The following is a 13,749-nucleotide window of genomic DNA, read 5'->3' as shown; positions in this document are numbered from 1 at the left end:
AACATTTTGCCGCGACCGATATCGCGGCTCTCGCGACGCTCCGGCTCGCGCAGTGCGAGTACAATGCCGGGAACGACGCGGCCGCGCTCGCGGGGTTCTCGAAGGTAGAGGAACAGTTCCCGGGCACGCCCGCAGCTCGCGAAGCGAAACGCGGCACGGAGCTCTCGCTCTACCGCCTCGGTCAGAGCGCCAAGGGGACCGAGGTGCTCGAGAGGCTGATCCAGCAGTACCCTTCGAGCGCCTTCGCAGCGGACGCGCAGTTCCAGGTCGCGAAGCGGCACTATCAGGCGAAGAACTTCTCCGAGGCCGCCGACGGCTTCCGCCGCGTGGTGAGCCAATTCCCGGGCTTCTCGGCCGCCGACCAGGCCCAGTTCCTCCTGGCTGATTCCTACGCTCAAGCCGGCTCGCGCGATCAGGCGCGCCTCGGCTACGAACAATTCCTCTCGTTCTTCCCCGAGAGCGATCTCAGGGCCACGGTAGAGTTCCGGCTCGGGCTGCTCGAGTTCGAGGGAAAGGAATACTCGCGCGCGGCGGTGGCGTTCACCCGGGTTCTCGAGGAAAGCGTCTCAGCCGAGATGGGCTCGGCATCGCGATACAACCTTGCGCTCTGTCAAAAGCTGCTCGGTCAGACGGACGAAGCGCGCGTGTCGCTCGAACGCTATCGCGCGGACCGGCCGCATGACTCCCGCACCGCCGACGTGGCGTACCAACTCGGCGACATGAACGAGGCGGCGGGCCGTCCGAAGGAAGCGGCCCAGGAGTTCGAAGCCGCGCTCGAATCCGGACCCTCCCCCGCGCTCGAAGTGGAGCTTCAGTACCGCCTCGGCCGCTGCCGGGAGCAACTGGGCGACCCTGACGGCGCGCTCAAGGCGTACCTCCGCGCCGGCGCGTCGACCGACCGGCGGAACGCGTTCCGCGTCTCGGCGCTGACACGCTGCGCGGCGCTCTACGAGTCGAAGAGGAGCTTCGCGAGGGCGCTCGATGTCTATCTCGACATCGCCAAGAACTCCCAGGATCAGGAGCTGGCGGCGCTTGCCAAAGGGCGCGCCTCCCAGCTTCAGGCAGGCACCAAGAAGCGGTAATCCTGAAACGAAGAACAGAAAGGAGTCATTCCATGTTTGAGAATTTCGACTGGATCGGGGCGATGCGCTCGAGCCCGGTCATGATCATCATCCTTTTCTGCAGCGTCATGACGCTCGGGTTTGCGCTGGAACGCGTGATCTACTACACGAAGCGCCGGGGGAATCCGGACGGGGTGCTCGCCTCCGCGATCATCGCCGTGCGCGGCGGGAACCGCGAGGAAGCCGTACGCGTCTGCAACGCGACGACCCACCCGCTCGGGCCGGTCGCGGTCGAAATGCTCCGCAGCGCGGACCTCCCGCCCGAGGCCGCTGAGGAGAAGCTCCAGATCGTATTGAGCGAGCAGCGGATGGAGCTGGAGCGGCATCTTGGATTCCTGGGCACCATGGGGAACACCGCGCCCCTGATCGGGCTCCTGGGAACGGTATGGGGAATCATGCGCGCGTTCCATGATATGGCGCGCACGGGCTCCGCGGGCCCCTCCGTCGTCGCCTCGGGCGTCGCGGAGGCGCTCTTTACGACCGCCGCGGGGCTCCTCGTGGCCGTTCCCGCCGTCATGCTCTACAACCACTTCGTGCGTCGGATGGGCAACCTGCTCACGGTCGCGGAGAACCACGCGCGCACGCTTCGGATCGAAACCAATATCCACCGGAACGCGTCGCACCACGGCACGCGGGCCGCGTAAGGAGGCGCCGGTGCGGCGATACACGCGGGGCAAACGGGTCCCGGAATCTATTCACGACGTGAACATGACGCCCTTGATCGACGTCTCGCTCGTGCTCGTGGTCATCCTCATGATCACGACGCCGATGGCGTTCCAGTCCGGCATCCAGATCCGGAGCGCGGCGACCAGCGGCCGTGCCGCGGTCCAGCGCGTGCGCGCCGAGCGCATCGAGATCACCATCGTGTCCCCCGACAGCGTGATCGTGAATCGGAATCTCATGCCGCGAGCGTCGCTCTCGGGAATGCTCCGTCCCCTTCTCGCCGTGAGCGCGACCAAGACGGTCGTTGTGCGCTGCAACGACGGCGTGCCGCACGGCAGCTTTGTCTCCGTTCTCGATGAAGCCAAGAGTTGTGGCGCCGCGCAGATCGCGGTGATGGGAGGCTGACATGCGCTTCCGCCCCGTCGCTCCGCACTTCATGATCACCAGGATCAACGTCACGCCCATCATCGACGTGGCGCTGGTCCTCGTGATCATCCTGCTCGTGACCGCGCCCCTTCTCTCCGTCGCGGACCTCCCCGTCGACCTCCCCCAGGCCCGAACGCGCGAAGCGGAGGACGAGAGGAACGTGAGCATCACGCTTTCGTCGACCGGGCACCTCGCGTTGGACGACGAGGTGGTCCCGAGCGAGGATCTCGGCGCTCTGCTCCACGCGAAGCTTTCCAAGCGGGAGAACCAGAACGTGCTGGTCGTCGTCCGCGCCGACTCGGGCGCGCCGTACGGGGCGGTCCGGCGGCTCCTTCAGCAGGCCAAGGCGGCCGGCGCCTCGCGGATCGCGATCGCGACACGGCAGAGAACGGAGTCCGGACGATGACGGCGGCGACCCTGCGGTTTGATCTCGAGCAGGCTCGCGCCCGGACGCGGTGGACCATGAGCGTGAGCGTGGTGTCGCACGGGCTGCTGTTCCTGTGCCTCGTGTTTCACCCGGTCCAGGCGCCCGACCTCGCGCCGATCACCGAAATCACCCTTCTCGAGCCGGGGGATCTGGCCGCCGCCCCGGCGGGTTCCGCGGCTCCCGCCGCGCGGGGACAGGCCGCGGCGGGCGTCGCGGCTCGATCGCTCTCCGACGTCCATTTCCAGCGCCTGGCAAAGCGGGGGGAAATGGCGCCCGACCCTCAATCCTCCTGGGCGTTCGAGGATCGGTTGGACGCGCGTCTCGCGGCGATGCAGCAGAAGGCCAGCCACGCGGCCAAGGGGATCACGCCCACGAGCGCGCCGACGTCCCTGTTCGGATCTTCGCCCGCGGTCATGGCCGGCGGAACCGGTATGGGAACCCCGATCGCGTTGGCCCGTGGCGGAGGCGGAGGAGGGCCCCCGCTACCGCTCGTGCGCGGCGGCGGGGCAGGATCCGCGCCTGCCCTCGCGACGGTGCAGGAAACGCGTCCCGGAACCGAAACGCCCGCCCCGGCGCGTGCGTCCGATACGACCGCGCGCCGTACCGTCGCGGGGGCATCGATCACCGGTCCGATCGTCGATCGACCGATTGTTTCGTATTTGGTCCCGGTCTATCCGGAATGGGCGAAGCACGACGCGGTCGAGGGGGCGGTCACGCTCTACTTCGTGGTCCGCGCGGACGGAGGCGTGAAGGAGAACATCCTCGTTCAGAAGACCGCGGGGTTCGAGGATTTCGACGAGAGCGCGCGCGTCGCGCTCCGCGTCTGGCGATTCAGGCCCCTGCCCTCGGGACAGACCGGCGAGCAGTGGGGCACGATCACCTTCCACTTCAGACTTCGTGACGCGGGCTAGAGGAGGCGTGTGATGAGACCCAAGGGATGCCACAGGATGGGACGCGGCGCTCTCCGCGCCGTCTTTGCCCTCTCGGCCGGCGCCTGCTTGGCCACAGCGGCCGTCGCGGAGGCGGCGAAAGCGGCGCCCGTCGCGAAGCAGGGATCGCCCGCTGCCTCCGACAGCTCGATGACGCTTCGGGCAGGTCAGTCCGGAACCGAATTCCGCTCCATGACGGTGGAGGGTGAAGACCGCGTGCACATCGATTTCGGCCGCCCGGAGCTCAATCTGGATCTCGACCCCGAGGACGTGCCGGGACTGACCCGCGGCAGCGCCGTGGACGTCCTGGATCGCACCGTTCCCGACCTGGGTTCCCCGCTGGTCGCGCTCTCCGCCGAAGTGCCGTCGCCCTATGTGGCCCGGCCCTGGCTCCAGCAGTTCGCGACCGGGGCGGTGGCACGGTTCCGTCCGGCGGTGAAAGGGGTTGTGCAGTGGAAGCTTCTGGTCGCGGACTCGCGCGCGGAGACGGTGGCGACCTTTGATGGGAAGGGAGATCCGCCGAAAGAGATCGCGTGGGACGGGCGAACGAAGTCGGGAGCGGCGGTGACGCCCGGCCTGACCTATTCGTATGTCTTCGAGGCCCGAGATCGGGCGGGTAACAAGCGCAACTTCGTGGGCCGGGGCTTCACGGTGTCGGCGTACCGCGTCGACACCCCTGCGGGTCCCGAGCTCGTGATGTCGGGTCGCGATCTTTCATCGGTCGACGCGGGCGCGGCGGGGTACGGGCCCAGCATGAGGTACGGAAGCAAAGAGGTCTCCCCGATGTTCCTCGAGGTCGCGAGCTGGCTCAATCAGTCGACCAAGGTCCGCGAGCCGATACGGGTGGCGGTTCAGGCGCGCTCGCTCGATCAGGCTGCCATGCTCGCAAACCGCGCGGTTTCGGCGCTGTCGAGCCGCGTCCTCGGTGATCCAGGCCGGATTCAAGTCGTCACGGAAGTGGCGGCCGATGCCCCTGAGGGCGGGGCGCTGCGGATTGGGGTCTTCCGATAAGCTATCTCCGGCCGCCGCCGGAGTGGAAAGATTGATCGGAGGGGATGGGATTTGAACCCACGGTGCTTTGCAGCACGTCGGCCGCCGTGACCGACGCCTTAAACCTCTCGGCCACCCCTCCGACCTTCTGTAGAGACAGTCGTCCAACGGGTCGACTTTGCCTCAGAATGCCCTCTCTCACGACTCAGTTTCGGCGCTGATCAAGATGGCTGGGCACACCCTTCAGCCACGATGTGGCTGAATCAAAGCTTTGGAACGCGTGCACCGTGGCGCCTTTCAGGCCGGAGAGGGTCGCGATCATGTTCGCGAGCGCGAAATCCGCTCTGCCCGAAGCGAGGAGAGCGACCCTGTGCTGCCGAAGGACGCCGCTCGTTGCAATGGTCCTCGCGAGCGCATCGGCTTCCTCCCAGGACGGTGCGTGCTCGAATCCTCGGAGATCGATGAGCACGCCGATGCCGTCCTCCAAGCGAATATCGGATGCCAGCGTTCGTATGGCCCGGAGGCTTTCATCCAGATTCGCATGGGCAGAGACCGACGCGATTCTCCCAGCCCGATCAATCTTATAGTCGAGTGACATGGGGATCCACCACCGGGTGCCGGAACCGGATCTCACGTCCGGCGCCGGGCCCCCCCTCGTACTGCACCAAAAGGGCCCCGCACCGGCGAGGAGTCCTTCAATAAGACCCTTGCTCGTGGTTTTTACTCCCCCCACTCGCGGTTGGGTCGCTGACGATATCGTGAACCGGTTCATCTCGTCTTATTGGGGCGAGATCGCCGATTCCAGCAAGTGCTCCTCGCCGATCGGCTCTCCTTCGCCGTTAAGGAATAGGAGCGACCTCAAGGACCCGCCGTGGTCGCCAGCCCAAACCGGTTGGGCAGGGAACAGGATCCTCTGCCCGGGCCTAACAATTCCCAGGTCGAAGACCCCGTCCGGGGGGCGGCTCCACCACAGCGGGCCTCTGCGACGCCGCAGCACGATTCTTGCCGAGACGCCGCTCACGAACGTCATTGCGCCTGTGAGTGTGAGATCAGATTTCAACTGCGTGCCACATGAAATGGGGGAGATGAAGGTCTCCGCGTCCACGAGCGTGGTAAACCTGGGATCCATCACGCGGTAGCCTCGGTTCAAACGGCCGAGGAAGAGCTCGTCGGTCAGGGGGTTGCCCTCGCCGTCGCGAACCTGGACCCAGGCGACCGTGTCTCCCTGGAGGGGACTGCGAAGCTGTTGCAGCTCGAATTCAAAGCACTCACCCGCCGGCACCAGAGTCGTCTTCGTCGTCACTTCCATCCGCCCCAAGGGGGCGCTGTCGTACCCCCGGTCGAAGATCAGCTCCGCGCCCAAGCCCCCCAGCACGAGGCCGCCCTTGAGGGTGAGCTGCGAGCTCGACTCATCCTCATGGTCCAGAGGAATGAGAGCCGCCTGCAGGCAGGCCGGCATCGAGAGCGTGGTGTGCGCGTCCCGCGACTGAAGCGACTGGAGCGTTGGTGGGACGCGACCAGGGGTGATGGGTACGTGGCTCCAAGAGCGATCGACCCCCCCATTTCTGGCGACGCTTCTCGATTTCGCCGTGGGCATTTCTATGCCTCCCTTTGCGACGCGGTTCTTTGGTGTGGGAGTGGCTCCGGCTTCCGCCACGCTAAGAGCCCTTGGCACATGACCCTGACGGTTTCCGCCATGACCTTGAGATCCAGGGTGAGACACCTGCGACACCGGATGTAGTAGCGGTCATAGCGAAGCTTCCGCTTCACGCTTTCGATCGAGCGGTCGTACCCGCTCCGCACTTGCGCGAGGCCCGTGATCCCCGGGAGAACGGTGCATCGATCCTGGTACCCCGGAATGGACTCGGCCAAGCGCTCTACCAATGCTGGACGCTCGGGGCGCGGTCCCACGATGCTCATCTCGCCTCGGAGCACGTTGAGGAATTGCGGAACCTCATCGAGATGGGTGCTCCGCAATATCGCCCCGAACCGTGTGATCCTTGGGTCTCCCTCCGTAGCCCAGACAGGCCCCGTTCTTCGCTCCGCGTCGTCGACCATGCTTCGGAACTTGTACATCCGGAAGGGTCGCCGATTGAGCCCGACGCGCTCCTGCTGGTAAATGACCGATCCACGAGTTTCCAGTCTGATGGCGACCGCGATCAGGCACCAGAGTGGGAGCCCAAAGACAAGCCCGATCGAGGCGACCAAAATATCCAGGGCGCGTTTTTGCACGGGGACCCCGCGCCCAGTCTCGTCGGTGTGCCGCTGTTCGAGCAGCTCGAGATGCATGCGGCTCTCGCGAGCGGGGGGGGCCCCCGGTCGCGCCCTCGTTGAGTTTCTCGTTGGGTTTAGGGTTAGGGTTGACGTAGGGCCCCCGCACGGCGCTGCAAGCCGAGGGTCCCGGGGCGAACCGACGGCGTATGGCGCGACGCACTGTTGCTAGGGTTGCTGCCTGCCTTTCCCATTCGAACCTCCATCGTCATGCTCTCCACTACGGTTCGGCGCGAGCGTCGATGGGCGCTCGCGCCAACCGAAGGTCCTTCCCGGCGATTGCCGGATAAGCGCACCTTTCGGGCAGGCGGCACACACCTCCTCTCGGATTTGCGCCCGGTCTCGCGTCGCCGGGCTCGCCGGCCCTCAGGGGCCCGGCGCGCTCCTCAGTGAGCGCTTCCTCGCCCCTGACACACACAAAGGTACGGACGGCGCATAAAGGCCGCTATTGGGAGGTTCCTGATTTGGTGGGGGAAAAACCGGAGGTAAAGGGTAGGGAAATCCCTGAGGGGGGACGCTAAAGCGTTACCAAACCTCGGCGCAGGGCGTAGCGGATGAGACCGGCGGTATCGCGGATTTGAAGCTTGTCCATGATGTGACTCCGATGCGTCTCCACGGTCTTGACGCTGATTCCGAGGACCGAAGCGATTTGCTTCGTCGTTTTTCCCTCCGCGATCAGCTGCAAGATTTCCCGTTCTCGATTCGTGAGAGGGTCCGCGGGCAGCTGGGACCCGGACCGGACGGCATCGACCACGGCCCGCGAGACACCGGGGCTCAGATAGGTGTTTCCCTCCGAGACTTCTTGGATCGCGCGGACCAGATCGGCGGTCGCCTGCTTCTTGAGCACGTATCCGCCGACTCCCGCCCGGATGGCTTCGGCCACGTACGCATCTTCGGTGTGAACGGTGAGCAGAACGATCTTGAGACGAGGCGATTCCTTGAGCGCGACCCTCGCCGCGTCGACCCCGTTCAGCCCGGGCATCCCGATGTCGAACACCGCGACGTCCGGCTGAAGCTCGCGCGCCAGCCGGACCGCGTCGCGCCCGTCCGACGCCTCCCCGATGACGCTGAGGCCGCTTGCCTCGAGGGTCGCCTTGATCCCTTCACGAACCAAGGCGTGATCGTCAGCCAGCAGGACGCGAACGGGCACCGACGCTCTCCAGGGGAATGGCGACACGGAGCTCGGTTCCGCGACCCCGATTCGATTCGATTTTCAGCGTACCTCCGAGCGACGCGACGCGGTCACGGATGCCGATGAGCCCAAGCCCCTTGGCCGGGGCTCCCGCCGACGCCGGATCCAGGCCGATCCCGTCATCTCCAATCGTACAGTGAATCCAGCCGTCCTGCACGTCAATGCCGACGAGCACCCGCGTTGCCCGCGCGTGCTTGACCACGTTGTTCAGCGCCTCCTGGACGATGCGATAGAGCGCGGTCTCAAGAGGGGGGCGCAGCCGACCGACCGGGGGCGCATTCAGGACCACACGGACCCCCGATCGCATGGAGAAGCCTTCGCCGAGGAATCCGATCGCGGGCACGAGTCCCAAGTCGTCCAAGACCGTGGGACGGAGCTCGTGGGAGAGCCGCCGAAGTTGCTCCTCAATTCGATCGAGGTGTCCCCGCACTTCCACGATGCATTCGCGGAGCTGCGGCGCCTCTTTCTGCATCCGGGCGAGGGAGAGATGGACGGACGCCAGCAGCTGTCCCGCCACGTCGTGGACCTCATGGGCGATGCGCTTGATCTGCTCCTCGAGGATCTCGTTCTGGCGGCGCAGCGCCGTGTTCGCCTCGCGTGCGCCCCGGTGGGCCATTTCAAACGGCGAAAGGCTCTCGAGGAGGAAGCTCTCGAGCGCTTCGATTTGGGGCCCGGCCTCTTCCGCCCCCGACGCGGGGTTCGAGATCGTGAGCAACGCCCGGTGGAAGATCGCGGCCATGTCCAGAACGCCCAGCCCCTCGACCAGAGCCCTTCTTCCGATCTCATAGGCCGACTGAAGGGTTGCCTCCTGGCCCAGGGTGAGGTGGTCCTTCAGCGCCCTCGTATATTCCAGCCCGAATTGCTTCAGGGGCGCACTCACCCCGAGCCTCCCAGATAGCGCGCGACGAGAACCAGCGCGTCATCGGTTCCCTTCCCGTACCGGGCCAAAATGAGCTCGGCAAGCTCCTGCGGCGCATCGGCGAGCGAAGGGGATTCCGCAAAGCTCGTCCGGATGCCGTCCGTGGCGAGAATCAGGGTGTCCCCGCGCGCGACGCGGGTCGTCGATGCGGAAACCGCGGGCATCCGATCCCCGACCAAGCCGGCCCGCATCACGAGCGTCTCCGCGGGGGGAGTCCCTTGGGGTGCGGCGCGGAGGAGCACTCCCGCCACGTTCCCTACTCCCAGCCAGGTCATCGTGTCGGCGTCCCCATGGAACGCGGACATGCTGAGCGCGACGCCGCGGGTGCCCCTCAGGCTGTCGTGGCACCGTTCGAGCAGCAAGCCCAGCGGCTCATGCGCGTGCTGTTCCAATGCCGCGAGCGCGATGCGGGTCGCGGCGGCGGCTTCCGAACCGTGGCCCACCCCGTCCGCAACCGCCAGGAGGGCTCCCCACGGCGCGACGTGGACGAGATGGCCGTCGGCGGACCTTGCCTCCCCTGGGAACGGACGCGTGGCCACGGCCCAGTCGAGAAGCTGTGTGCTCACGTCTTCCACTTGCTAACCGTCACGGTTGTGCCCTTGCCTACTTCCGACTCGATATCGAATTCATCCATCAGCCTCCTTACGCCTGGGAGACCGAGGCCCAGGCGACCCGACGTCGAGTACCCGTCCTGCATGGCCTGCAGCACGTCGGGGATACCGGGGCCTTCGTCGCGGACGATCAGGACCAGCCCCCTCTGATTTCCGTTCTCGATTCGCCTCAGGATCACCTCGCCCCGCGTCGCGTACTGGACGATGTTTCGCGCTAGCTCGGAGATCGCGGTCGCGATCAGGGTTGCGTTCCCGAGCGTGAAGCCCAGCTCCCGGGCGATGGCCCGTCCCTGCTGTCGCGCCACGACAATATCGGAATCGGATTGAACCGGGACGCGCGTCTCCGCCTCGAACTTCGTTTCATCACTCATCGGGTTGCTGCTCTGCGCTCTCGGCGAGGAACGTGAGCCCCTCTTCCAAATCCAGTTTGGTGGGCACGCCTTCGAGGGTCAGCCCGAATTGAGCCATGGCGAACGCCACCTCGGGTTGAATCCCCACGATAATGGTCTGGGCCCCGCGGAGCCGGGTCATGTGCGCGACGTCGCGCAGGGTCCTGGTCGAGAAAGAATCCATCACGTCGAGGGCCGTGACATCCACGATCACCCCTCGGGACCGATAACGACCCACCTGTTCCAGAAGGGCGTCGCGCAACTCGAGGAGATCCGTGTCGGTCAGCGCGGCCTGGATCGAGGCAATGAGGGTCTGGCCCTGTTTCAGGATAGGTACGGGCATGGGGCGGATTCCGATTTTCGAAGTGCGCCGGACCGGCGCTTAGGCCGTCTTGGTTTCGCGAATCGGGAAGACCTTGAAGCCGAGGAGCCGCTCGGCCTCTTCGATTCCTCCCTGGAGATCGCCCACCGTATTCATCTTGCCCAGGTCGACCCCTATCTTCACCAGCGTCTGCGCGATCTCCGGCGAGAGACCGGTGACGATGACCGTGGCCCCGAGGAGGCGGGCCGCCTCGACCGTCAGCACGAGGTGGTTCGCCACGTTTGCGTCCATGGCGGCCACGCCCGTGATATCGATCACCACGACCTTCGCTCGGTTCGCGCGGATCCCGTGGAGGAGCTGCTCGGTAAGCTGCCGGGCGCGATGCGGGTCGATCAGGCCGATGATCGGGAGAATCAACAGCCGCTCGCGCACCTGGAGAACCGGCGTGGAGAGCTCGCGGATGGCTTCCTGCTGCTCGCGGATGACGCGCTCGCGCTCCTGGACGAAACCCACCGCCACGGTGATCGCGATCCGGTTGGCCGCGGGCTCGTACGCGTCGAGGATCCGATCCAGAACTTTGAAGTCGACGTGGTACTTGGCGAACAGGGAGCGGGCGAGGACGTCACGCAGGAGAAGCACGATTCCGACCACCTCGTCCGTCTCGACGCCGCGCGGGATGATCCGCTCGGACAGATTACGGGCGTACGCTTGGAGCGCCTCGAGGGTTCCCGTCTCCAGTGCCTCGACATAGCTGTCGTAGACGGACGTCGCCTCGGCGAAAATCTCTTCTTCCGTCATGGCCGTGAGCTGCTCGGCGTCCGTGATGCGCCGCACCCACTCCTCCCGCAGGAGGGTGCGGTTCTGTCTGAGGTGGGCGACCAGCTCGCTCAAGAGGACGCTGGTGGCATCCGAGGCGATCTGGGCGGGGGCTGCCTGGTTACTCATCTTGACCATGAGCGGCTACCTCCTTGTTCCTTCAGCCCTAGAACTGTAGTACGTAATTGTACTACCCCGGACGCCATGGCGGTGAAATTCCTGCAGTCGGCGGGAAGGCGAAAAAGTCCCTCGTTTTGCGGGGGGAGGCCCTTAGGAACCGCTTCTAATGGGCCTGGGACCGGCGCATCCGCATCTGTTGGTGCAGCCAGATCGCCGCGGCCCCCAGGTTGGGGCGAAAGGCGCGGGCCACTGCCCCCCTCCGGGCGGCCACCGACGTAATCATTTCGGCGAGGCTCAGTTGAGGTCCGGACGCGACCATCGCCATGGGGTGATTTCGCAGCGGTGCCGACTGGGCGATGGTCTTGGCCAGCGTGGCGGCCTCGTCGGCGAAGGGCGAATAGTGCATTTCGCGAAGGTCGAATAGCACCCCATAGTCCGGTCGGAATCGCCGGTCGGCCGCCAGCCGCTCGACCGCGCGCACGATCTCCTCGAAACTGGTCATTCCCTGCACGCCGATGATCGCGATTTTGGTATCGGCATCAACCGTGTGATTACATGCCACGGAACATCAGCCTCCGCGGAGCCGGCTGTTTGTGAAACTTTTCACTGGATCGACAACGCTGCGGGCGCAAAGTGCTCATCTCCCAAAATGGACAAGGTTGGAGGGGCGGCGCGCTCGTCGCCGATGGTCCGGCCGCCCGCGTCCAGGAATTGAATCGACGTAAGCCTGCATTCGCGATTGCCGCTCCACACGGGCTGGGCCGAAAACTCGATTCGCGTCGCGGCGGGCACAATCTCCAGATCCGCGATCTGTTCGAACCGCGGGTCGTCCCGCCTGGATTCCCGATCGAAGAGGAGCCTGGCCGACACTCCCGTCACGAACGCGATCTCGCCCGTCAACGCGAGCTCGGACTCCCGGCGATCGGGGCCCGATGAGGGCGTGAAAGAAGCCTCGGCGTTGATGAGCGCGGGAAAGCGAAGGCTGAAAGAAGACGGCCGTGCGGCGAGAGGGCCCAGATGAAACTTTTCGGTGAGGGGATTCCCCCCGGCGTCAACGAGCTGGATTCGGGCGGCGCAGCGGCCGTCGGCCCCGCGATGATTCTGCTGGAGACGGAACTCGAGGAACTCGTCGGCCGGCAGGAGCAATACACTCGTGGAGACGCACCCCCGATGTTCGGACAGCCTGGTGGTGCGTGTGTCGAAAGTCAGCTCCGCCCTGAGCCCTCCGAAAACGAGAGACCCCTGGAATACAAGGCAACCCCCGCCTCCCTCCGCAAGGGTGGAGAGGGCGACCGAACCATCGAACCGAATGGGTGCGGGGAACGTTGCGCTCGGCTGCGGAACCGCCGCAGTGCGGGGTTGGTGGAACCACCGCCTCACGCCGCTCAGATCACGCGAGTCGGCCCTCCGGGAATGTCTGTGTCCCATGAATCCTCCCTTGTCGCATCATGTGCGAGATGATGCTGCGTTCAAGGACTGTGGAAGCCGGCGTTCCGGTTGCGGCCGAGCAACTCCAGGGTTTGTCGTCCCGAGACCGGAGTTTTTCGAGGCCCAGGCTGCCCACCCAGACGCCAGCCGCCACTGTCCTCATTGCCATACCTCCACTGCACGAAACGTAAATCGTCGGCCTGCCCTTCGACTCCCGTCAGGCCGGGGATTGGGTGGGGTTATTCCCAACTCCGCTATTAGGATCGACCCGCTGGAGGCGGCCCACCATTGGGAAATTCCTGAATTTGCAAGTACAAAGTTCCTAACGAAGGGGTCAGGAAAATCCTGATGGCGGCTGTTTCCGGACCCACTCGGGCGACCGCTGGGCGTGGGCCCATCGAGGCCGTCCCAAATGAAAAGGCCCCCCATCAAGGCCGCCCCAAATGAAAAGGCCCCCCGTTTGCACGAGGGGCCCTTTCGATTTACTCCCGGCGGCGACCTACTCTCCCACACGGTCTCCCGTGCAGTACCATCGGCGCTGGAGGGCTTAACTTCTCTGTTCGGAATGGGAAGAGGTGTAGCCCCTCCGCCATTGCCACCGGAAAGCTCTCGGCGCGCGGCTTCGAGCGCGCCGTTCCTGGTTCACTGAATCTGGATGCGGATAGGCGACCCACCGAACATCAAAAGTCCGATCAAGCCTCACGGACGATTAGTACCGGTCGGCTGAACGCGTCGCCGCGCTTACACCTCCGGCCTATCAACCTCGTCATCTCCGAGGGTCCTTTAGCTAGCTTGTGCTAGGGGATATCTCATCTTGGGGTGAGTTTCGCGCTTAGATGCTTTCAGCGCTTATCTCATCCGGACATAGCTACCCGGCAATACCGTTGGCACGATAACCGGTACACTAGAGGTCCGTCCGACCCGGTCCTCTCGTACTAAGGCCAGCTCCCCTCAAATATCCTGCGCCCGCGATGGATAGGGACCGAACTGTCTCACGACGTTCTGAACCCAGCTCACGTACCGCTTTAATCGGCGAACAGCCGAACCCTTGGGACCTTCTCCAGCCCCAGGATGCGATGAGCCGACATCGAGGTGCCAAACCCCGCCGTCGATGTGAACTCTCGG

General features: G+C 65.2%; 17 protein-coding genes, 1 tRNA gene and 2 rRNA genes. 6 read left to right on the top strand and 14 right to left on the bottom strand.

The features are described from left to right. From E6K76_10250 to E6K76_10225, 6 genes are all read left to right on the top strand, one after another. The coding region (locus tag E6K76_10250; protein TMQ57539.1) for a tetratricopeptide repeat protein at nucleotides 1–1,082 on the top strand (1,082 nt) is incomplete at its 5' end. Nucleotides 1,083–1,114: 32 nt separating this feature from the next. Beyond that, a complete protein-coding gene (locus tag E6K76_10245; GenBank protein TMQ57538.1) occupies nucleotides 1,115–1,765 on the top strand; it encodes a MotA/TolQ/ExbB proton channel family protein in 651 nt (216 codons plus the stop codon). A 10-nt stretch (nucleotides 1,766–1,775) separates the two neighbouring features. After that, nucleotides 1,776–2,189, top strand: a complete 414-nt coding sequence (locus tag E6K76_10240; GenBank protein TMQ57537.1) for a biopolymer transporter ExbD — start codon at nucleotides 1,776–1,778, stop codon at nucleotides 2,187–2,189. A gap of 1 nt (nucleotide 2,190) precedes the next feature. Then, nucleotides 2,191–2,616, top strand: a complete 426-nt coding sequence (locus tag E6K76_10235; GenBank protein ID TMQ57536.1) for a biopolymer transporter ExbD — start codon at nucleotides 2,191–2,193, stop codon at nucleotides 2,614–2,616. Then, complete coding sequence (locus E6K76_10230) at nucleotides 2,613–3,548, top strand: energy transducer TonB (protein TMQ57535.1); 936 nt, start codon at nucleotides 2,613–2,615, stop codon at nucleotides 3,546–3,548. The genes E6K76_10235 and E6K76_10230 overlap by 4 nt, the downstream gene beginning before the upstream one ends. Before the next feature lie 12 nt (nucleotides 3,549–3,560). Next, nucleotides 3,561–4,577: a hypothetical protein gene (locus E6K76_10225; GenBank protein ID TMQ57534.1), complete on the top strand. Its 1,017-nt coding sequence runs from the start codon at nucleotides 3,561–3,563 to the stop codon at nucleotides 4,575–4,577. Nucleotides 4,578–4,613: 36 nt separating this feature from the next. On the opposite strand, the gene E6K76_10220 is transcribed toward E6K76_10225, so the two are convergent. From E6K76_10220 to E6K76_10155, 14 genes are all read right to left on the bottom strand, one after another. Continuing rightward, nucleotides 4,614–4,698 (bottom strand) — tRNA-Arg (locus E6K76_10220). 63 nt (nucleotides 4,699–4,761) lie between these two features. Continuing rightward, nucleotides 4,762–5,154 (bottom strand): hypothetical protein, encoded by a 393-nt coding sequence (locus E6K76_10215; protein ID TMQ57533.1) that lies wholly within the window; start codon nucleotides 5,152–5,154, stop codon nucleotides 4,762–4,764. Nucleotides 5,155–5,334: 180 nt separating this feature from the next. Next, entirely contained in the window at nucleotides 5,335–6,153 is an 819-nt protein-coding gene (locus E6K76_10210; GenBank protein TMQ57532.1) for a hypothetical protein, read from the bottom strand. A gap of 2 nt (nucleotides 6,154–6,155) precedes the next feature. Continuing rightward, complete coding sequence (locus tag E6K76_10205) at nucleotides 6,156–6,845, bottom strand: sugar transferase (protein ID TMQ57531.1); 690 nt, start codon at nucleotides 6,843–6,845, stop codon at nucleotides 6,156–6,158. Nucleotides 6,846–7,344: 499 nt separating this feature from the next. Continuing rightward, a complete protein-coding gene (locus E6K76_10200) occupies nucleotides 7,345–7,977 on the bottom strand; it encodes a response regulator transcription factor (GenBank protein TMQ57530.1) in 633 nt (210 codons plus the stop codon). Beyond that, nucleotides 7,952–8,899 carry a hypothetical protein gene (locus E6K76_10195; protein TMQ57529.1) on the bottom strand — a complete coding sequence of 316 codons (948 nt, stop codon included), beginning with the start codon at nucleotides 8,897–8,899 and terminating at the stop codon, nucleotides 7,952–7,954. The genes E6K76_10200 and E6K76_10195 overlap by 26 nt, the downstream gene beginning before the upstream one ends. After that, entirely contained in the window at nucleotides 8,896–9,513 is a 618-nt protein-coding gene (locus E6K76_10190) for a stage II sporulation protein E (SpoIIE) (protein ID TMQ57528.1), read from the bottom strand. The genes E6K76_10195 and E6K76_10190 overlap by 4 nt, the downstream gene beginning before the upstream one ends. Next, nucleotides 9,501–9,920: an anti-sigma regulatory factor gene (locus E6K76_10185; protein ID TMQ57527.1), complete on the bottom strand. Its 420-nt coding sequence runs from the start codon at nucleotides 9,918–9,920 to the stop codon at nucleotides 9,501–9,503. The genes E6K76_10190 and E6K76_10185 overlap by 13 nt, the downstream gene beginning before the upstream one ends. Beyond that, nucleotides 9,913–10,281 (bottom strand): STAS domain-containing protein, encoded by a 369-nt coding sequence (locus tag E6K76_10180; GenBank protein TMQ57526.1) that lies wholly within the window; start codon nucleotides 10,279–10,281, stop codon nucleotides 9,913–9,915. Before E6K76_10180 ends, E6K76_10185 begins: the two co-directional genes overlap by 8 nt. A gap of 39 nt (nucleotides 10,282–10,320) precedes the next feature. Next, nucleotides 10,321–11,205 (bottom strand): STAS domain-containing protein, encoded by an 885-nt coding sequence (locus E6K76_10175; GenBank protein ID TMQ57540.1) that lies wholly within the window; start codon nucleotides 11,203–11,205, stop codon nucleotides 10,321–10,323. 154 nt (nucleotides 11,206–11,359) lie between these two features. Continuing rightward, the gene (locus E6K76_10170; GenBank protein TMQ57525.1) at nucleotides 11,360–11,758 is read right to left on the bottom strand and encodes a hypothetical protein; all 399 of its coding nucleotides are present in this window, start codon (nucleotides 11,756–11,758) and stop codon (nucleotides 11,360–11,362) included. Nucleotides 11,759–11,799: 41 nt separating this feature from the next. Continuing rightward, nucleotides 11,800–12,342 carry a hypothetical protein gene (locus E6K76_10165; GenBank protein TMQ57524.1) on the bottom strand — a complete coding sequence of 181 codons (543 nt, stop codon included), beginning with the start codon at nucleotides 12,340–12,342 and terminating at the stop codon, nucleotides 11,800–11,802. A 768-nt stretch (nucleotides 12,343–13,110) separates the two neighbouring features. Beyond that, nucleotides 13,111–13,227, bottom strand: a 5S ribosomal RNA gene (rrf, locus tag E6K76_10160). A gap of 79 nt (nucleotides 13,228–13,306) precedes the next feature. Continuing rightward, nucleotides 13,307–13,749: ribosomal RNA gene (locus E6K76_10155) — 23S ribosomal RNA — on the bottom strand; the annotation flags it as partial.

The sequence above is a fragment of the Candidatus Eisenbacteria bacterium genome, assembly GCA_005893275.1.
Classification (GTDB): Bacteria; Eisenbacteria; RBG-16-71-46; order SZUA-252; family SZUA-252; genus WS-7.
Note: the sequence above shows the minus strand (reverse complement) of the source record. Positions and strands in the feature narration are given on the sequence as shown.